Origin of the sequence: Roseateles sp. (genome assembly GCF_036404855.1) — a bacterium.
Lineage (GTDB): Bacteria > Pseudomonadota > Gammaproteobacteria > Burkholderiales > Burkholderiaceae_C > Pelomonas.
The window spans coordinates 1-17,671 of record NZ_DASWYS010000271.1; the positions used below are offsets into that span (position 1 = coordinate 1).

The 17,671-nt window shown below is 70.1% G+C and carries 18 protein-coding genes; 11 read left to right on the top strand and 7 right to left on the bottom strand.

From position 1 onward, the window contains the following. A partial coding sequence (locus VGF12_RS17820; protein WP_331177387.1) for a sigma 54-interacting transcriptional regulator occupies positions 1-801 on the top strand: 801 nt, incomplete at its 5' end. A gap of 100 nt (positions 802-901) precedes the next feature. Next, the gene (locus VGF12_RS17825; RefSeq protein ID WP_331177388.1) at positions 902-1,396 is read left to right on the top strand and encodes a hypothetical protein; all 495 of its coding nucleotides are present in this window, start codon (positions 902-904) and stop codon (positions 1,394-1,396) included. On the opposite strand, the gene VGF12_RS17830 is transcribed toward VGF12_RS17825, so the two are convergent. Beyond that, on the bottom strand, positions 1,393-2,658 hold the full coding sequence (locus VGF12_RS17830; protein ID WP_331177389.1) for a glycosyltransferase: 1,266 nt from the start codon (positions 2,656-2,658) through the stop codon (positions 1,393-1,395). The two genes, VGF12_RS17825 and VGF12_RS17830, sit on opposite strands and share 4 nt — an antisense overlap. 60 nt (positions 2,659-2,718) lie before the next feature. Here VGF12_RS17830 and VGF12_RS17835 point away from each other — a divergent pair, with 60 nt between their 5' ends. Next, entirely contained in the window at positions 2,719-3,789 is a 1,071-nt protein-coding gene (locus tag VGF12_RS17835; protein ID WP_331177390.1) for a DNA topoisomerase IB, read from the top strand. After that, complete coding sequence (locus tag VGF12_RS17840; protein ID WP_331177391.1) at positions 3,786-4,955, top strand: zinc-binding metallopeptidase family protein; 1,170 nt, start codon at positions 3,786-3,788, stop codon at positions 4,953-4,955. Before VGF12_RS17835 ends, VGF12_RS17840 begins: the two co-directional genes overlap by 4 nt. Here VGF12_RS17840 and VGF12_RS17845 read toward each other — a convergent pair. Beyond that, positions 4,909-5,361 carry a response regulator gene (locus tag VGF12_RS17845; protein ID WP_331177392.1) on the bottom strand — a complete coding sequence of 151 codons (453 nt, stop codon included), beginning with the start codon at positions 5,359-5,361 and terminating at the stop codon, positions 4,909-4,911. The genes VGF12_RS17840 and VGF12_RS17845 overlap by 47 nt on opposite strands. A 104-nt stretch (positions 5,362-5,465) precedes the next feature. Between VGF12_RS17845 and VGF12_RS17850 the strand changes: the two genes are divergently transcribed. Next, positions 5,466-5,975, top strand: a complete 510-nt coding sequence (locus tag VGF12_RS17850) for a hypothetical protein (protein ID WP_331177393.1) — start codon at positions 5,466-5,468, stop codon at positions 5,973-5,975. 98 nt (positions 5,976-6,073) lie between these two features. Beyond that, positions 6,074-6,586, top strand: a complete 513-nt coding sequence (locus VGF12_RS17855) for a hypothetical protein (protein ID WP_331177394.1) — start codon at positions 6,074-6,076, stop codon at positions 6,584-6,586. Between the two features lie 3 nt (positions 6,587-6,589). Here the strand turns inward: VGF12_RS17855 and VGF12_RS17860 are convergent, their stop codons facing one another. From VGF12_RS17860 to VGF12_RS17870, 3 genes are all read right to left on the bottom strand, one after another. Then, entirely contained in the window at positions 6,590-7,045 is a 456-nt protein-coding gene (locus VGF12_RS17860; RefSeq protein ID WP_331177395.1) for a PA2169 family four-helix-bundle protein, read from the bottom strand. 94 nt (positions 7,046-7,139) lie between these two features. Then, positions 7,140-9,380, bottom strand: coding sequence for an ATP-binding protein (locus VGF12_RS17865; protein WP_331177396.1), 2,241 nt, complete (start codon positions 9,378-9,380; stop codon positions 7,140-7,142). Between the two features lie 158 nt (positions 9,381-9,538). Then, complete coding sequence (locus VGF12_RS17870) at positions 9,539-9,865, bottom strand: BON domain-containing protein (protein WP_331177397.1); 327 nt, start codon at positions 9,863-9,865, stop codon at positions 9,539-9,541. Between the two features lie 333 nt (positions 9,866-10,198). Between VGF12_RS17870 and rpoN the strand changes: the two genes are divergently transcribed. After that, positions 10,199-11,650 carry an RNA polymerase factor sigma-54 gene (gene rpoN / locus VGF12_RS17875; RefSeq protein ID WP_414710131.1) on the top strand — a complete coding sequence of 484 codons (1,452 nt, stop codon included), beginning with the start codon at positions 10,199-10,201 and terminating at the stop codon, positions 11,648-11,650. A gap of 22 nt (positions 11,651-11,672) precedes the next feature. On the opposite strand, the gene VGF12_RS17880 is transcribed toward rpoN, so the two are convergent. Continuing rightward, positions 11,673-12,890 (bottom strand): PQQ-dependent sugar dehydrogenase, encoded by a 1,218-nt coding sequence (locus VGF12_RS17880; RefSeq protein ID WP_414710132.1) that lies wholly within the window; start codon positions 12,888-12,890, stop codon positions 11,673-11,675. Positions 12,891-13,509: 619 nt separating this feature from the next. Here VGF12_RS17880 and VGF12_RS17885 point away from each other — a divergent pair. The 3 genes from VGF12_RS17885 to VGF12_RS17895 all read left to right on the top strand — a co-directional run bounded on the left by VGF12_RS17885 (position 13,510) and on the right by VGF12_RS17895 (position 15,559). Then, positions 13,510-13,704 (top strand): CsbD family protein, encoded by a 195-nt coding sequence (locus tag VGF12_RS17885; protein WP_331177398.1) that lies wholly within the window; start codon positions 13,510-13,512, stop codon positions 13,702-13,704. Between the two features lie 55 nt (positions 13,705-13,759). Further along, the gene (locus tag VGF12_RS17890) at positions 13,760-14,425 is read left to right on the top strand and encodes an OmpA family protein (RefSeq protein WP_414710134.1); all 666 of its coding nucleotides are present in this window, start codon (positions 13,760-13,762) and stop codon (positions 14,423-14,425) included. A gap of 216 nt (positions 14,426-14,641) precedes the next feature. After that, entirely contained in the window at positions 14,642-15,559 is a 918-nt protein-coding gene (locus VGF12_RS17895; protein WP_331177399.1) for a Ku protein, read from the top strand. A gap of 8 nt (positions 15,560-15,567) precedes the next feature. Here VGF12_RS17895 and VGF12_RS17900 read toward each other — a convergent pair whose 3' ends face one another. Continuing rightward, positions 15,568-16,884 carry a divalent metal cation transporter gene (locus VGF12_RS17900; protein WP_331177400.1) on the bottom strand — a complete coding sequence of 439 codons (1,317 nt, stop codon included), beginning with the start codon at positions 16,882-16,884 and terminating at the stop codon, positions 15,568-15,570. A gap of 132 nt (positions 16,885-17,016) precedes the next feature. Here VGF12_RS17900 and VGF12_RS17905 point away from each other — a divergent pair, with 132 nt between their 5' ends. Then, positions 17,017-17,202 (top strand): DUF3606 domain-containing protein, encoded by a 186-nt coding sequence (locus VGF12_RS17905; RefSeq protein WP_331177401.1) that lies wholly within the window; start codon positions 17,017-17,019, stop codon positions 17,200-17,202. Positions 17,203-17,671: the final 469 nt, after the last annotated feature.

Genomic DNA, 17,671 nt, shown 5'->3' on the forward strand with positions numbered 1-17,671 from the left:
GCCGAGCGCCAGCACCAGGGCTTCTTCGAGCGCGCCAGCGGCGGCACGCTGTTCCTGGACGAGATCACCGAGATGCCGCTGGAGCTGCAGGTCAAGCTGCTGCGCGTGCTGGAGACGGGACGCTTCATGCGGGTGGGCAGCACTACGGCGCTGGAGACGGACGTGCGCATCGTGGCGGCCACCAATCGCCTGCCGTACCAGGCGGTGTCCTCGGGCAAGCTGCGCGAAGACCTGCTGTACCGCCTCAACATCTTCCCCATCACGCTGCCGCCGCTGCGCGACCGCGTGGCCGACATCCCGCTGCTGGCCAACCACTTTCTGGCCGCCATCAGCGAGCAGGAGGGCATCGTGCGCCGCTTCACGCCCGAGGCGCTGGCGACGCTGTTGAGCTACCCCTGGCCAGGCAACGTGCGCGAGCTGCGAAACGTCGTGCAGCGCGCCTATGTGATGGCGCAGGGTGAGACGGTCGAAGACACCTGGTTGCCCACGGCGCACGAGGCCGGCGTCACGTCGGTTTGGGGCAGCCTCGGCGTCGCACCGGAGGTGCCGGCGCCCGCGCCGTCGCCGCCGCGAGTGCCCGAGATGCTCGTCGATGCGGGCGTGCCGTCCATCACGCTGCCCATCGGCTCCAGCGTGGCCCAGGCCGAGCGTGCTTTGATGTTGGCCACGCTGCGTCATTTCAACCACCACAAGGAGCGCACGGCCGCGGTGCTGGGCATCAGCCTGAAGACCCTTTACAACCGCCTCAAGGAATACGCCGCCGAAGCTCCGCCGCCGCCGGACTTGGATACCCCCGACTAGGGCGGGCTGGTACACCCGTCTCCCCGGGCGTGCCGATTGCCCCGCCGCCCGTCTCGACCCTCGACGAAGGATGGTGTGCGCCATGGCATCTGCTGACCTCATGCAATTCCCGCAGACGGCGCAGGCCCTGATGGCGCGGCTGCCGCTGCTCACGCTACTGGCTGACTTCCAGCGTGCGCTCAACGACCAGTTCGACAGTTGCCGCCACGTCGATCGTTACCGTCCCGGGCTGGCGCTGCAGCGGCTGCGTTCGGGGGTGGCGCTACTGTGTCAGCTGCAGGAAGAGCTGCTGCATCTGGCGTTGGGTGCGTCCCGGGCCGAGCCCTGGCCGGCGCTGGGCCGAGCCATCGAGGGCGTGGGAGCACTGCGCGACCTGACGGTGGCGGGCGAGCGTGCCGACGATGCCCGGCAACGGGCCGTCATGGCGGTGTTGGAAGGCCTGGCCCAGCTGCAGTTCGCCAGCCTCGACGAGCTGCTGTCGCAGGCCGACGTGACCGCCCTGCGCTGGGCCGACATCGAGCGGGGTACCGAAGCTCTGCTGATCCCGTGGCAGGCCGCCTGCCGCGACACCGAGGCGCGCTACGCGTCGGCCTAGCGCGGGCCGGCCAGTTGACCGACCCAGGGAGGCAGTGCCCGTGCGACGGCCGGTGGCTGCCGGGGGGCCAGGAGCGGGAGCAGCGGCGAGGCCTGGCGGCCGATCAGCGCGGCGTAGCGCTGCGTCAGCTGGGCCATCACATGTGGCCAGTCGTGGGCCTGGGCACGCGCGAGTGCCGCGCGGCGCTGTGCAACGTGCGGGCTGCCCAGGCTGGCCTCCAGGGCCTCGGCCCAGGAGCCGGCGCGGGGGCGCTCCACCAGCAGGCCGGCGCCTGCGACCAGCTCGGCCAGCCCGGCCGAGCCGGCCACGACCACCGGCGTGCCGCAGGCCATGGCTTCGAGTGCGCCGAGGCCAAATGTTTCCTGGTCGCCGGCATGGACGTAGGCATCGCAGCTGGCCACCATGCGCGCGAGCTGGCGACCGTCTTGCTGGGGTGGCAGCACCAGCACCTGCTCGCCCACCGGCGGGGCCGGGCCGGTGCCGACGGCGACCAGCACATGACCGCGGCCCAGCATGGCCACGGCGTCAGCGAGCAGCTGCAGGTTTTTCTCCGTCGCGAACCGGCCGGTATAGATGAGCAGGCGGGTCGACGGCGCCAGGCCATAGGCCTGGCAAAGCCCGGCGCGCCACTCGGTGTCGCGAGCGCAAGGCGTGAACACCGCGCAGTCCACACCCAGCGGTTGCACCGTCACGCGAGGCACGCCCCAGGCCTGTAGGCGTCGCGCCAGGCCGCTGCTGGGTGCCATGACGACGTCGAAATGGCCGTAGAAGCTCGCGAGATAGCGTCGCGCCCAGCGTTCGGCGGTGCGGCCTACCCGGGTTGCCATGGCGTCGGGGCCGCCCGCAAGTCGGGCCGCCAGTGCGGGCAGGTCGCTGTGGCAGAAGGCCACCGCCGGCACGCGCAGCTGTTCGGCCGCTGCCAGCGAGGCCCAGCCCAGCGTGTAGGGGTCGGCCGACTCGATGAGGTCGGGGGCCACGAACGCCATCTGGCGCAGGGCGCGGCCCCGCCCTGGCACGAGCCGGTAACCGCCGCTGCGGGGCAGCCACAGGCCACCGCAATCCACCGTGCCGGGGCCCTGTGCACCCGGGGCAATGATGGTGTGCCGCCAGCCCAGCGCGCGCAGCCGCTCGTGCTTGGCCGTCAGCACGCGCCGCACGCCACCGGTGGGTCCCCAGAACATCGACACGTCCAGCAGGTGCGGTGCCGGCGCAGCGCGGCTGTCACGGGGCTGGGGCTCAAGTCGGAAGGGGCTCGCGTCCATCCTCGTCAGTCGGCAAGTGGCGTACCCGCGTGCCGGCACGGCCCCTGCTACGGGGAGGGCATGCCGACGCCTTCGACTCCGCACGCCCAAGCCCGCCAGGCCGGCCTTCGCTGGGCCGACGACAGCGCCCCCGGCATCCGCCGGGAACCGACCCGGACCGGTTTTGCCTACCGCGATGAACAGGGCCGGCGGCTGCGCGATGCGGCGGCGCTTGAGCGCATCCGAAATCTCGCCATACCGCCGGCCTGGGTGGATGTCTGGATCAGCCCGCACGCCGATGGCCATCTGCAGGCCACGGGCCGCGACGCGCGCGGGCGCAAGCAGTACCGCTATCACGCCGACTGGGTGGCGGGGCGCGGCCAGACCAAGTTCGACGGCCTGCTGCGCTTCGGCGCCGTGCTGCCGCGCCTGCGCCGGCGCGTGATGCGCGCGCTGGCCGGGCGCGGCGGACCCACGCGGGAGCGCGTGCTGGCCACGCTGGTGCGTCTGCTGGACACGACCTGGCTGCGCATCGGAAGCAGCGCCTACACGCGTGAGAACGGCTCCTACGGCCTGTCCACGTTGCGCAGCTGGCATGTCGGTGTGAAGGGGGATGCCATCGAACTGTCCTTTGTCGGCAAGAGCGGTATCCGGCAATCGGCGCGCGTCACGGACCGACGCGTCGCCCGCATCGTGCGCCGCTGTCGCGAGCTGCCGGGCCAGGAGTTGTTCCGCTACCGGGACGCGAACGGGGGCAGCCACGCGGTGGACTCTGCCGACGTCAACGCCTGGCTGGCCGAGGCGGCCGGCCTGCGTGTGACGGCCAAGGACTTCCGCACCTGGCATGGCAGCGTGCTGGCGCTGCAACTGATGCTCCAGGCCTGCGCTGATGACGCCGAACCCTGCCGGCTGCCGCAAGTGCTGCAAGGCGTGGCGCAGCGCCTTGGCAACACCGCCGCGGTTTGCCGCAAGGCTTACATCCATCCGCGCGTGCTGGGGCTGGGCGAGGCGCTGGAAGACGCGCAGGCACGCGCCGCCTTGCTCGGCCGGCGCTGGGCCGTGGCGCCGCGCGCCCGGGCCGGACTGACTGAGGCCGAATGCCAGCTGATGGGGCTGCTGCGCGCGCGCCGCGGCGCGGTGGAGATTCGATGACACCCACCCGCGCGCCGCGGCCGCTGCCCGCGCCATTGACGCCGCGCGCCTTCAGCTGCGCCTGTGGGCGACCGGTGTTCTTCCGCAACAGCGAATGCCTGGCCTGCCACCGCCCACTGGGTTATGACGCCGCGCGCGGCGCGCTGTTGGCGTTGGAGCCGGTCCGCGGCGGCAACTGGCGCGAGGCCGGCGTGCCGGCGCGGCGTGCACCGCGGTATATGCGCTGCGCCAACCTCGACTCGGCGGCGGCCTGCAACTGGCTACTGGATGCCGCCGAGATCGCGCGCGGCCAAACGCTGTGCCGTTGCTGCCGGCTGACGCGCACCGTGCCCGACATGTCCCGGCCTGAGGCCGGCCCGTGGTGGTGCCGCATCGAGCAGGCCAAGCGCCGGCTCGTGTCCTCGCTGATCGGCCTCGGGCTGCCGGTCCTCTCCAAGGCGGAGGACCCCCGCCAAGGCCTGGCGTTCGACCTCCTGCTGCCCACGCCTGGCGGTCCCCCCGTGGTCACCGGCCATGCCGATGGCTCCATCACGCTGGATGTGTCCGAGGCCGACGACGCGCGCCGGGAGCAGCGCCGCAGCGAGCTGGGCGAGCCCTACCGCACGCTGCTGGGCCATCTGCGCCATGAGAGCGGTCACTACTACTGGCAGCGCCTTGTTGAGCCCGGCGCCTGGCTGGCGCCCTGGCGCGCGCTGTTCGGCGACGAGCGGGACGACTACGGGGCCGCGCTGCAGCGCCATTACGCCGAGGGCGCGCCACCGGACTGGGGGCAGCGATTCGTCAGCGCGTATGCCAGCGCCCACCCCTGGGAGGACTGGGCCGAGACCTGGGCCCACTACCTGCACCTCGTGGACACACTGGACACGGCCCGCAGCTTCGGCCTCGATGGCGAGCGCGTCGAGCTGAGCTACGAGCGCTTCGACGACGCGCTGCCGATGGACGCCGGCTTCACGCAGCTCCTCCACAGCTGGATGGAACTGACCGGTGTGCTCAACGAGCTGTCGCGCAGCATGGGCGTGGCGGACTTCTACCCCTTCGTGCTGTCGGTGCCGGCGGTGCGCAAGCTGCACCTGGTACACCGCATCGTGCATGCTGGCGCGCCCCCAGGCCAGGGAGGGCTCAGCGGCAGTGAGGCGCCAGCGGCGCGAGGTCCGGCGTCTGCATGAACGGCTCGTCTGGCAGCCTCGGTGGCGGCGATGGCGCCGTGCCGACCAGCGCATCCAGCCGCGCCAGCACGTCATCCACCTGAAGCGGTTTGGGCCAGAGTTCGAGGAAGCCCCAGTCCTCGATGGCGAAGTAGGCGTCCGCCGTCACGGCGACCGCCGGGACCGTCTCGCAGCCGGGCAGGGCGCGCAGCAGGCCGAGCAAGCGGCTGCCATGGCAGTCCGGCAAGCCCAGGTCCAGCAGCAGCAGCACCGGCTGAAGGCTGGCAGCCAGGCGCAGCGCCTCGTCGCCGGTTGCCGCGATATGCAGGTCCAGCTCCGGGCGTCGTTCAAGGATGGCGGCCATCAGCAGCGCGTTGACCGGGTGGTCCTCCACATAGAGAACGGTTCGGCGGGCTGGGACGGACATGATGGCTCCGAAGCTTGAGGCCCCTGGCGTTGGCAATCGACATGCCAGGCCCCCGGGAACGTCACTTGCTGGACTGCGGGCATTGCCATGCCCGGAGTTCCGCCATGCCCGATGCCATCACCGCCGCGCCGCGCAGTTTCGGCGTGTTCAAGCCCGTGGGCCACGTCGTCATCTCATTCCCCGAGGCCGCCCAGGCCGATCGGGCCGCGCAGGCGCTCGCCGGCCTCGGTTTGGCCGCCGATGCCGTGCGGCACTACAGCGACCGCGAGATGCTCAGGCAGATCGACGAGGACATCGCCCGTGCCAGCCCAATCGCCGCCGTGGGCCAGGAGATGAACCTGGTGCTGGCCCACCGCGTCCTGGCCGAGCGGGGCTACCACTGGCTGGTGGTCTCGGCGGCCAGCGACAAGCAGGCCGCCGAGGTGGCCGCCACGGCGCGCGACTGCGGCGCCGAGCGCGCCCAGCGCTACGGTCACTTCATCATCGAGGAACTCATCGAGCGCCCCGGCAATGTGGCTCAGGTGGCCGAGTCACCCGACCGCGGCCTGGATGCACAGACACCCTCGGGCAAGGAGGCCGAAGCGGCGGCGCTGAAGAAGGCAGTGGGCGGCTGAGCACCCGCCGTTGCCGTTCTCACATCTGCTGGCAGCCGCGGCACATGCCTTGCCGCATCTGGAGCGCGGGGCCGTCCCGCGCTCCCCAGGAGAACTCCATGGCACGCAGCAGCCTGTTGGGTATCGATTCCGCGGCGGCCGAGTCCGCCGGCCGTGACAAGGCACGCCTGGGCCCCGGCGACAGCTCCGACAGCGGCAGCGACACGATGGGCCTGGAGGGTGATGAGGACATGGCCGATCCCGGCCTGCCGGTCGACGTGGCCCTGCGGGACGATCAGGCCGTGCCGCTGCCGCTGGGCGAGTCCCTGCCAGCCAGTGAAGGCCAGACGGGCGTGCGCGACGGTGCCGATATCGGCGTCGACCGAGTCTTCACGCTGGGCGACGCCGAGGATGTCGAGGCGCTGCTGGAGGCGGTCGACACGGCGCCGATGGACGAGGAAGACGACGATGAAGACGATGAGGCCGACGACGCGTCGGCCGCGGAGCCCACCGACGGCGTCAAGCCAGGTCGCCGCCGACGTGCCCCTGCGGCGGCGCCAAGCGGGCCGGTGCCGGAGGAAGACATGCCGGGCGGCCCGGACCGAGCCGGACACCGGCCCGGTCGCAGCTGAAGCCTAAAGGGCCGCGGCGCGCGCCTGGTCGCGCAGCGTGCGCACTTCCAGGTGGTTGCGCTTCACGCCCTCGAACTGGCGCTCCACTACCATGCGCACATCGGGCGGCAGGGGTTCGGAGAGCGCCTTGCGATACGCCGTCATTGCGCTGTCTTCGCCACGTTCCGTTTCCTCGAGGATGGCCTTGTCGGTGTAGCCGGCCAGCGTGCCCTTCACGGCCACCCAGCCGCGGTGCATGGCACCGCTCGCGGTGCCGCTGTCCTCGGCCTTGCCGCCCAGCCGGACGACGATGGCCTGCAGCTCGCCGGCGGCCTGGAGGCATTCCTCGGCGCGGCGCTCGAAAGACTGTCGCGTGGTGGGGCTGCCGACGTATTCCGCAGAAGCGCGGAAGCCGTACTCCCCGTCCTTGCAGGTCTCGATGAGGTCATTCAGCGTGTCGATGATGTCGTCGTTGCTCATGGCTTGTCCTTTCGCGGGTCAGATGAAGGCGCACCGCCGCGGCAGCGTGGGCGTCCAGCCGAAGAAGGGGCAGCCGGCGTGCCCGCTGGTGACGTCAGGGCGCCGCGCTGGCGGGACGCTGGGTCGCGGCGACGGCTGCCTGCAGCGCACTCAGCAGCTCGGCTGGCGCGCAGGGCTTGCGCAGGTGCACGAACTCGTCGGCGGCAGCCGGGTTGCTGCTGAAGCCGCTGATCAGCACGACGGGCAGGCCTGGGCGCTGCTGGCGCAGAAGCCGCGCCAGCGCCACGCCGTCCATGGGGCCGGGCATGACCACGTCGCTCAGCACGACGTCGGCCTGAGCACCCTCATCCAGCAGACGCAAGCCGGCGTTCGCGTCGGCTGCGCGCAGCACCTTGGCGCCATGCGCCGTCAGCAACGCGGCCGTCACGTCACCCAGGCCCTCGTCGTCCTCGATGAGCAGCACCGTCGCATCCGCGATGCTCGGCGATGCCGGCGCGGCGAGGGCCGGTGGGGTGGCATCCGCGTCGTCGCTGGCCACCGGCAGCAACAGGGAGACGGTGGTGCCCACGCCTGGCGTGCTGGCCAACCGTGCCGTGCCGCCGGCCTGGGTGGCGAAGCCGTGCACCTGGCTCAGGCCCAGGCCGCTGCCCTGGCCGACCCCCTTGGTCGTGAAGAAGGGCTCGAAGGCGTGTTCGACGAGGCTGGGGTCCAGCCCCATGCCGTCATCGCCCACGGTCAGCAGCACGTAGTCGCCAGGCGGCAGTCCTTCGGTGTCGACGGGCTCGGCGTTGCAGGCTCTCAGCCTCAGCTCGCCGCCGGCGGGCATGGCGTCGTGTGCGTTCAGGGCCAGGTTGACGAGGGCCAAGTCCAGTTCGTTGGCGTCCACGCGCACCGGCCAGACCTGGGGCGACACCTGCACCTTGATCTCGATGCGTCGGCCCAGCACGCTGCGCATCAGCTCCTGCACCTCCGGCAGGTAGCGGGCGAGGGACAGCGTCTGCACGCGCACCGGGCGTCGGCCGGCGAAACGCAGCAGATGCTGGGTGAGCTGGCTGCCCTTGTCGACCGAGCGCTGCGTGGCGTTCAACGGTCCCTGCAATTCGGCGGCGCTCGGGTGGCGCTGCATCAGGTGCATGCTGTTGCTGATGACGCCCAGCAGGTTGTTGAACTCGTGCGCCACGCCGCCGGTGAGCCGGCCTAGCGCCACGACGCGCTGGCTCTGTGCGCCGCGCTGCTCCATGTGGCGCGTGCGTTCCACGGCCTCGGCCACGCTCTGTTCCAGCTCGGCGCGTGCGCTGCTCATGCTGCGGCCCGCCTCGGCCAGTGCACGGGCCACCCCGTCGGCTTCCACCATGCCGGTCGGTGCAGCCTGCACCGGGCGGCCGGCCTGCAAGTCCTGGGCGAGGTTCTTGAGCGCCCATATGGGCCGCTCGATGCGACGCGCCACCCAGACGGCGCCAGCCATGGCCAGAGCCAGCAGCACCAGCGCGCCGATGACGACGCGCTGCACGGCCTGCGGCATGCGGCCGGCGAACTCCTCGCGTGGCATCGCGCTCACGTAGCTCCAGCCCAGCGGCGAGGTGCTGAAGTAACCCGCCGTTGGCACGCCGTCGAGCGAGACCGACTGGAAGGCGCCTTCGCGTGCCGCTGCCATGCGCTGCAGCAGGTGGGCGCTGCCCTTTCGGCCGGTGAAGGCGGCACCGCCCGGCAGTCGGGCGACGAGGCGGCCGTTGCTGTCCATGACCGTGCCGATGGCGCCCGGGTACGCCGTCTGCGCCTGCACGACACGTTGAAGCTCTGATGGCCGCACCGCGACGACGAGGTTGTAGACGAGTCGGCCTTCGCGCGTCACCGGCTCCACCCAGGCGGCGTACAGATCCTGCGGCTGGCCGTTGGGCGCCTCGACGATGGGCATGAGCGGCAGCATGACGGCGGTGGCGCGGAGCTCGGAGGGGCCGGACGTCTCGCCAACCACGCCTTCCGGCAGGCGGGTGCTGAGCAGCAGCCGGCCCGGCGCGCGCAGTTCCACCCAGCCATCCAGGCCTTGCATGGCGCGCCGCGCCAGCCGCTCGAAGCCCAGGCGCCGCTCCTCGTCCAGCAGTTCGGGTCCGTCCAGCGCGGGCGATTGGGCCAGCACATGGGCGATGGCCGCGCGACGTGAGAGTTCGCCGTCCACCAGCATCGACAGCGCTCGCGAGGTGTCGCGCAGCGTGCGTTCGTGTGCGTCGCGCTCGGCCTCGTAGGTGCTGGCGATCAGCCAACCCACTCCCAGCATGCAGGGCAGCAGCACGGACAGCACGAGCAACAACAGGCGAGAACGGATGGTGACCGGCATGGCAAGTTCAGGGCGTGCCAGGCCCCGCAGAAACGCCGGGACCGATCGCATAGACGCAACCATAGCAACCCTATCAGCCAACAGACCGCGGCCCGGCCCCGGTCCGCGGAAGGTCTCTTGTGGTGGTGGCGCGGGAGGCAAACGGCGTGCCCTGGGCGTCAATTCTCCGCCGGCTTGACGATGATGTTGTTGCGCACCTCCTTCACGTCCGGTGTCGCGCGCGCGATCTGCCCGGCGCGGTCCTTCTCGGCCTGTGAGACGGCGAAGCCGGCCAGCTGCACGGTGCCTTTCAGTGCCTCGACCTGGATGCGCATGGCGCTGACCTGGCTGTCCTCGGCGAAACGCGCCTTGACGCGGGTGGCAATGGTGGCGTCGTCGACGTACTGGCCCACGGTGCTCTGGCCGCTGGTGACGGCGCAGCCGCCCGCACCCAGGGTGGCGAGCGTGGCCAGCACGACGGTCGAGGCGACGAGGATCTTCTTCATGCATGCTCCTTGCGCGAGGGATCTCGCGCCGGCGTGGGGCAAGCGTCGTGCCCGCCGACCGATGGGGCCGGGTTCCGGGGGGAGCAGGCCGGCATGCTTTACCGCAACGGGCGAGCCGCCGCAGGTCCAATCGGTAAATCCTGCATCGGTGGGCGCCGGGTGATTCGCCACGATGCGGAAAAGCCCCGGCAAACCCTTGGCGGGCAAGGCGGAAACGATCTTGTGACCGGATGCGACGGAAACCCGCGGGCCGGCATGGACGTTGCGTCGTGGGACAGGGGATGCGTCGCGCTGCAGTGACGCGACATGCCCTCGACCGCAAGAGGAAACCACGTGCCTTCCATGGACCTCCGTGCCGAACACCGGCAAGCCCAGACCCTGTCTCCCCGGTTGCAGCATGCGGTGCGTCTGCTGCAGATGTCCTCGCTGGACTTCGCGGCGATGCTGCGCGACACGCTGGGCCGCAACCCATTCCTCGAAGCCGAGGACGGCGAGGAGAGCGTCGCGCCCCCGGCCCCCCTTGGCGAGGGGACTGAGGCCGGGGCATCCGGATCGATGGATGCGCCGGACGCGGCGGCGAGCCCCGCGGCCGATGCGCCCACGCCTGATGATGGCGGTGACCGCGACCTCTGGTCCGCAGACAGCGCCGGCCAGCGCCACAGCGACGAGGGTGAGCTCAGTGCCCTCGACCTGATGGCCGTCGAGACTTCGCTGACCACGCATCTGCACGGACAGCTGAACGTGTTGCCGCTCTCCGAGCGCGACCTCGCGCTGGCCCGCACCATCGTCGAGTCGCTGGACGATGACGGCTATCTGCGCACACCGCTGGACGAGCTGATGGACGTCGCAGATCTGCAGCCCGCAGTCGATCCTGAGGAGATGCTGATCGCGCTGAAGCGCGTGCAGTCGCTGGACCCCGCCGGCGTGGCGGCGCGCAGCGTCGGCGAATGTCTGCTGCTTCAGCTGTCCGCCATCGACTGCCCGGACATGCGCGCGCTGGCCCAGGCGATCATCGGAGAGCACCTGCCTGCGCTGGCGGCGCGTGACATCGGTGTGTTGGCGCGCCAGTTGGGCGAGTCGCCGCTCCGGGTGGAAGCCGTCTGCGACCGCATTCGCCGCCTGGACCCTCGGCCCGGCTGGCGCTTCGGCGCCTCGCAGGTGGCCTATGTCGTGCCCGACGTCGTCGTGAAGAAGGTGCGCGGCGAATGGAAGGTGCACCTCAACCCGGCTATCGTGCCCAAGGTTCGCCTGAATCAGGTCTATGCCAACCTCTTCCAACGCCACCGCACGGCGGCGAACTCCGAGCTGGGCGTGCACCTGCAGGAGGCGCGCTGGACGCTGCGCAACGTCGAACAGCGTTTCTCCACCATCCTCGACGTTGCCGAGGCCATCGTGCGTCGCCAGCACAGTTTCCTGGACTATGGGGCGATGGCCATGAAGCCGCTGGGCCTCAAGGAGATCGCCGAGGAGGTGGGCATCCACGAGAGCACCGTCTCGCGCGTGACCAACAACAAATACATCGCCACGCCGGTGGGCGTGCTGGAGCTGAAGTACTTCTTCAGCCGCGCCATGATCAGTGCCAATGGCAGCGCCTGTTCGGGCACGGCGATCCGCGGCCTCATCAAGGACATCATCGAGGCCGAGCGCCCAGACACGCCGCTGTCTGACGCCGAGATCACGCGCCAGCTCGCCCAGCAGGGCCTGGTCGTCGCGCGGCGCACCGTCACGAAGTACCGTCAGATGCTGAAGATCGAGGCGGTGGACCGCCGCCGGCGCGTGGCCTGACCGGGCGCCGCTGGGGACGCCGTCAGCGTGGGGGCGGCGGGGCCGGCGCCACGCGCCAGACGGTGTTGCCGACGTCATCGGCCACCAGCAGCGCACCGCGGCCATCGATGGCCACACCCACCGGTCGACCGCGGGCCTCGCCCGCGGGGCCGAGAAAGCCGGTCAGCACGTCGACCGGCAGGCCCTGCGGCTTGCCGCCGGCGAAGGGGATGTAGACGACCTTGTAGCCCGAGAAGGGCTTGCGGTTCCAGGAACCGTGCATGCCCACGAAAACACCGTCGGCCGCGCCGCCGGGCAGCAGGGCGAGGAGCGGGCTGCTGCCGGCTGCCGCCAGGCCGAGGGCGGCCACGTGGGCGCCCAGCGCGTAGTCCGGCACGACGGCCCGCGCGATGAGATCCGGCCGAGGCGGCTGAGGCCGTGCATCGACATGCTGTCCGTACCAGCTGTACGGCCAGCCGTAGAAGGCGCCGTCGCGCACCGAGGTCAGGTAGTCGGGCACGAGGTCGCTGCCGAGCTCGTCGCGTTCATTGGCCACCGTCCACAGCAGCGGTGCACCACCGGGCGCAGCCATCCAGGCCATGCCGTTGGGATTGCGCAGGCCGGTGGCAAAGAGACGCTGGGCGCCCGTGGCGCGGTCAATCTCCCAGATGGCCGCGCGGCCTTCCTCGGCCGCCATGCCGTTCTCGCCCACGTTGCTGTTGGAGCCCACGGTGGTGTAGAGCTTGCTCCCGTCGGGGCTGGCGATGAGGCTCTTGGTCCAGTGATGGTTGCGCGGGCCAGCGGGCAGGTCGGCGAGCTTGCGGCCGCTGCCGGAGTCCAGGCTGGTCTGGCCGGTGGCATAGGGGTACTCCCAGACGGCGTCCGTGTTGGCGACGTAGAAGTGGCCGCCCACCAGGGCCATCCCGAAGGGCGAATTGAGCCCTTGCAAGAAGACCTCGCGGCGTTCAACGCGTCCATCGCCGTCGGCATCGCGAAGCAGCGTGATGCGGTTGGCGCTGACGCCGGCCGAGCCGGCGCGTGACATCAGCTTGCCCATGATCCAGCCCTTCAGGCCGCCGCCTTCGTCGGGGCGAGGTGGCGCGTTGGTTTCCGCCACCAGCACGTCACCGTTGGGCAGCACGTGAAGCCAGCGCGGATGGTCCAGGCCGGTCGCGAAAGGCAGCAGCTGCAGGCCCGCGGCGGCAGTGGGCGCCTGGCCCGGCTGCCAGGGCCGGGCGGTGGCGACATTGGCGGTGGGCACGAGCGTGCGGACAGGCTCGACGAGCACGGGCCGCGGACCGACATCGGCGTTGGTTGGCAGACGTGTCCGTTCACCGCACCCGCACAGCGCCACCACTGCGCCCACCGCCGCCGCTGGCCAGATCCCGCGAACCGGCAGACTCCTGCCCGGCAGACGTGGGGCGAGACTCACGTTGGCAGACAGTCTGTGCTTGACCCAGGGCATGATGCTTTCTCCTGCGGCTGACAGTCCTGCTGGCAAGCTGGGTGCCGAGCGCCGGCGCGGCAGAGCCGCGCCGGCAGCCCGAGGACGGCGTCAATGGAAGAAGATGTAGACCAACAGCAGCACGATGCCCGGAACGCCGAGCAGCCATGCGAGGAGGTACTTGCCCATGGTGTTCTCCTGAACTGGACGGTGCATGAAGCTTGGCGGAAGCGGGCGGTGCCCGGCAGCAGACGAGACCATCCACCCCCGTAGGAAGAGCGGCTGCCGAACGGGCCGGCCCTGCGAGGGGGCCGCGTAGGACTAGGCCCACCGCCCGACCCGGCCGAGGCTGGCGAGGCGCCGCAGGGCTGGCCCTTAGGCTGGCGCCAGCTCCTCAGGAATCCCCCTGATGGGCTCAAGGCAAAGGAGCACAGCCATGAACAGCGATCAGATCAAGGGCACCATGAAAGACGTGGCCGGCAAGGCGCAGCGCAAGCTGGGCGAGGCCATCGGCAGCACGGAACAGCAGGTGAAGGGCGCCGCGACGCAGGTCGAAGGCAAGGTTCAGAAGGCCGTAGGCAATGCCCGTGAAGCCCTCAAGGATGCCCACGCCGGCAACCGCAAGGTCTGAGCCCCTGTCGGACCCCACTGTCGCCTGACAAGAATTTCCCGCAAAGAGGTTTGCCATGCGTTTCACGATTCCATCCTTTGCCGCCCGGCGCCATGCCGTCACGGCGGCGTTCGTCGGTGCGGCCATGCTGGTCACCGGCTGCTCGTCCATGAGCGAGCGTGAGCAGGGCACGGCCAAGGGGGCCGGTGCCGGCGCCGTGGCTGGTGCCGTCCTCGGTTCCGTGACGGGCGGCAATGCCGGCCGTGGCGCCGTCATCGGCGGCGCCATCGGCGCGGTGGCCGGCAACCTGTGGTCCAAGCACATGGAGGACAAGCGCAAGGCGCTTGCCCAGGCCAGCCAGGGCACGGGCGTGGAGGTCGCGCGCACCGATGACAACCGTCTCAAGCTCAACGTGCCGAGTGATGTCTCCTTCGACACCGGGCGCGCCGATATCAAGCCGCAGATGCGTCCGGTGCTCGACGAGGTGGGGCGCAACCTGGACCCGACCGTGCGTGTGAGCATCGTTGGCCACACCGACAGCACCGGCAGCGACGCGATCAACGACCCGCTGTCGCGCGAACGGGCCATCGCCGTGCGCGACTACCTGGCTTCGCGCGGCGTGTCCACGTCGCGGGTGAGCGTCACCGGCCGCGGCTCGCACGAGCCCGTGGCCAGCAACGACACCGAGGCCGGCCGCGCGGCCAACCGCCGCGTCGAGATCTTCCTGTCCGAGCAGGGCTAGGCGAGAGCCCGCGAGTGCCCGCGAGCGCCAGCGCTCGAAGCGTAGGTCCGCCTCAAGGAGATGAGAGCGAGAGCGGCCCATCGTGGAGGGATGGGCGCTGGGGTAACGGGCATGCCCAGCCCAACCTGCCGTTGGCGTCCTACAGGGTGACGCGGCACCGTTCACCTCACGGGCGCGCTCCGTGCAGCTAGCGTCGTGCAGACGACAGGAGATCCCATGGCCACCTCCTCCCGCTCCATCGCTTCCCTGACGTTGAGCTTCGGCCTCGTCAACGTGCCGGTACGGCTGTTCTCGGCGACCGAGGTGGGGGCGGACATCCGCTTCAACTTGCTGGCCAAGGACGGCTCGCGCCTCAAGCAACAGTACGTCAATGAGCGCACCCAGGCCGTCGTCGAACGCAGCGACATGGTGAAGGGCTATGAGGTGGAGGACAACCAGTTCGTGCTGTTCACGCCCCAGGAGCTCAAGGCGCTGGAAGAGGGCAGCAGCCACGTCATCCAGATCGTCAGCTTCGTGCCGCTGGATTCCATCGACCCGCTCTATTACGACAAGAGCTATCTGCTGGCTCCCGACAAGCGTGGCGAGAAGCCCTATGCACTGCTGGCCGAGGCGCTGCGCCAGTCGGGCCGCTGCGCGCTGGCCAAGTGGCCGTGGAAGGCCAGGCAGTACGTGGCGCAGGTGCGTGCCAACGAAGACGGCCTGATCCTGCAGCAGCTGCGCTATGCCACAGAGGTGAGGCGACTGTCCGACCTCGACATTCCGAAGGCCGCCGTGTCCCAACCCGAGCTGCAGCTGGCGCTGCAGTTGGTGGAGCAGATCGCCGCGGACAGCTTCGACCCCGCGCAGTTCCATGACGAGGAAAAGGAGCGCGTACTGGCGGCCATCGACGAGAAGATCAAGGGCCGCAAGATCATCGCGTCCTCACGCGCCGAGCACGGGCCGGCGGGCGGCGGCCAGGTCATCGACCTGATGGCGGCGCTGCGCGCCAGCCTGGGGGGCAAGCCCACCGGGCGAACCAAGGCCGGCAAGCAGACGGCCAAGGTGACGCCGCTGCCGGCGCGCAAGGTGCCGGCGCGACGGACGGGCACGGAGGCCGAGGCGGCGCCTGCGAAGCGGGCGCGCAGCCACAAGTAGCTGGGTGTTCAGGCCATCGTGAACAGCATCACCAGTGCCGCGATGCCCATCAGCCCCGTGGCGAGCCAGCCGACCACCTCGACCGGCAGCGGCACGACGAACCGCCCCATCAGTGCTCTCGACCGTCCGATGACAAGCATCACGGCCATGATGGGTACGGCGATGACGCCGTTGATGACGGCGCTCCACACCAGCGCGGACATCGCATCCACCTCGAACAGGCTGAGCCCGGAGCCGAGCAGTGTCGCGGCCAGGATGATGGAGTAGAAGCCGCGTGCGTCCTGGAAACGCCGGGACAGGCCGGCCCTCCAGCCGAAGATCTCGCTGACCGCGAAGGCCGCCGAGCCGGCCAGCACGGGGATGGCCAGCAGCCCCGTGCCGATGATGCCCAGGCTGAAGACAGCGAAAGCGAAGTCGCCTGCGATCGGCTGCAGCGCTGCCGCGGCGTCCGCCGACGATTTCACATCGACGTGGCCGTTCAGGTTCAGCGCCACCGCCGCCGACAGCACGATGCACAACGCGATGACATTGGACAGCAGCATGCCGATGAAAGTGTCCTGTCGGATGTGCCGGAGGTGGGTCTTGATGCGTTGCGGGCTGTGGCGTTGAGCCTGGGGCAGCGGCCGGCGTTTCTGGTCTTCGACCTCCTGGGTGGCCTGCCAGAAGAAGAGATAGGGCGAGATGGTGGTGCCCAGCACGGCGACCACCATGGCGGCGTAGTCCTTGAACGCTGTGCGCTCCAGATGGCGCCACGGTGCCGCGGCTTCCGACAGCGCCCGCGCCCACGGCACCTGGACGACCAGCACGACCGCGACGTAGGCGAATAGCGTCAGGGTGAGGTACTTGAGGATGCGCACGGTGCGCTCGTAGGACACATAGACCTGGGCGATGGCGGACAGGCCGCCGAAGGCGATGACGTAGAGCCATTGCGGTCCGTGCACGAGCAGCCGAGTGGCTTCGGCCATCGCGGACACGTCGGCTGCGATGTTGATCGTGTTGGCGACGACCAGCATCAGCACGACGGCGGTCGACAGCCAGCGCGGACAGACGCGCATCATGTTGGCCGCGAGTCCCCGGCCCGTGACGTAGCCGATGCGAGCGGACACCATCTGCACGGCGATCATCAGCGGTGTGGTCACCAGCAGCGTCCACACCAGGCCGAAGCGGAACTGGGCGCCGGCCTGGCTGTAGGTGGCGATGCCACTGGGGTCGTCGTCAGCCGCGCCGGTGATGAGCCCGGGGCCCAGGCGCTGCAGCACGTTGCCGTCGTCTTCCGCAGGCGGTTTGGGGGAGCGCTTTCGCGCCGTTGCAGCGGAGGTCGTCATGGTGCCGGAGTCTTGCAGAAAAGAGTCGGGCGCCGCGTAGGCGCGGGGGCGCCGGCCATCAGGTGGTTGTCCGACACCCGTCGCTGCGCAGTGGGCCTACGGTGGTCGCCGGGCACACGTTGGAGACGCGACATGGCAGACGACAAATCCAGTCCGGGTGGGCACGGCGGCAGTCGTATCAAGCTCAGTGATGACGATGAGCTGCGCGATTGGGCGGCCAGGTTCAGCGTGTCCGTCGAGCGGCTGCGCGAGGCCGTCCTGCTGGTGGGTGACCACGCCGACGCGGTCGAGCGCTATCTCAAGGACGGCACGCGCTAACTCATGGCCCCAATGCACGTCTCAGCCGGGCCGATGCATCGCAGATCCATGACAGACCCGGGGCGAGTTCGCCATAACCACGAAGTCCCAGGGCGGGGAGCCCCAGTTTGGCGTCACCTCGGGGTGCAGGCGATGGGATACCAGCTGTCATTCGGGGTGGGAAGTCGCGCTATTGGAAGATCCGCCCGTCGGGTTTTTTGAGATAGGCCAGCGCGGAGGAGGGGGCCGATCTCGTCGGCGGGGGCGAGCTGTAGATCCGTGCTGTCTTTGCCCAGCAACTCGCAAAGCCACTGTGCGTCTCGCTTGCTGCCGGGCCGGTCGGTGTCTTCAGTTAACGGGTGCCGATCACCTGTCGGCGCGAGCACATCAAACACCACGCCCCAGGTTTCAAGCGCTTGGCCGCCAACCAGAATGAGGCGAGATGGATCTAGGCTGACCTTGCTGCCGACGAACAGAAGGTCTTCAAATG

What these genes read in the sequence shown, in the direction of transcription:
- VGF12_RS17895 (WP_331177399.1), top strand. Translation starts at nt 14,642, where the DNA reads ATGGCCACCTCCTCCCGCTCCATCGCTTCCCTGACGTTGAGCTTCGGC.
- VGF12_RS17825 (WP_331177388.1), top strand. Translation starts at nt 902, where the DNA reads ATGCAATTCCCGCAGACGGCGCAGGCCCTGATGGCGCGGCTGCCGCTG.
- VGF12_RS17870 (WP_331177397.1), bottom strand. Translation starts at nt 9,865, where the DNA reads ATGAAGAAGATCCTCGTCGCCTCGACCGTCGTGCTGGCCACGCTCGCC.
- VGF12_RS17905 (WP_331177401.1), top strand. Translation starts at nt 17,017, where the DNA reads ATGGCAGACGACAAATCCAGTCCGGGTGGGCACGGCGGCAGTCGTATC.
- VGF12_RS17855 (WP_331177394.1), top strand. Translation starts at nt 6,074, where the DNA reads ATGGCACGCAGCAGCCTGTTGGGTATCGATTCCGCGGCGGCCGAGTCC.
- VGF12_RS17885 (WP_331177398.1), top strand. Translation starts at nt 13,510, where the DNA reads ATGAACAGCGATCAGATCAAGGGCACCATGAAAGACGTGGCCGGCAAG.
- VGF12_RS17840 (WP_331177391.1), top strand. Translation starts at nt 3,786, where the DNA reads ATGACACCCACCCGCGCGCCGCGGCCGCTGCCCGCGCCATTGACGCCG.
- VGF12_RS17890 (WP_414710134.1), top strand. Translation starts at nt 13,760, where the DNA reads ATGCGTTTCACGATTCCATCCTTTGCCGCCCGGCGCCATGCCGTCACG.
- VGF12_RS17830 (WP_331177389.1), bottom strand. Translation starts at nt 2,658, where the DNA reads ATGGACGCGAGCCCCTTCCGACTTGAGCCCCAGCCCCGTGACAGCCGC.
- VGF12_RS17850 (WP_331177393.1), top strand. Translation starts at nt 5,466, where the DNA reads ATGCCCGATGCCATCACCGCCGCGCCGCGCAGTTTCGGCGTGTTCAAG.
- VGF12_RS17835 (WP_331177390.1), top strand. Translation starts at nt 2,719, where the DNA reads ATGCCGACGCCTTCGACTCCGCACGCCCAAGCCCGCCAGGCCGGCCTT.
- VGF12_RS17860 (WP_331177395.1), bottom strand. Translation starts at nt 7,045, where the DNA reads ATGAGCAACGACGACATCATCGACACGCTGAATGACCTCATCGAGACC.
- VGF12_RS17865 (WP_331177396.1), bottom strand. Translation starts at nt 9,380, where the DNA reads ATGCCGGTCACCATCCGTTCTCGCCTGTTGTTGCTCGTGCTGTCCGTG.
- VGF12_RS17900 (WP_331177400.1), bottom strand. Translation starts at nt 16,884, where the DNA reads ATGACGACCTCCGCTGCAACGGCGCGAAAGCGCTCCCCCAAACCGCCT.
- VGF12_RS17845 (WP_331177392.1), bottom strand. Translation starts at nt 5,361, where the DNA reads ATGTCCGTCCCAGCCCGCCGAACCGTTCTCTATGTGGAGGACCACCCG.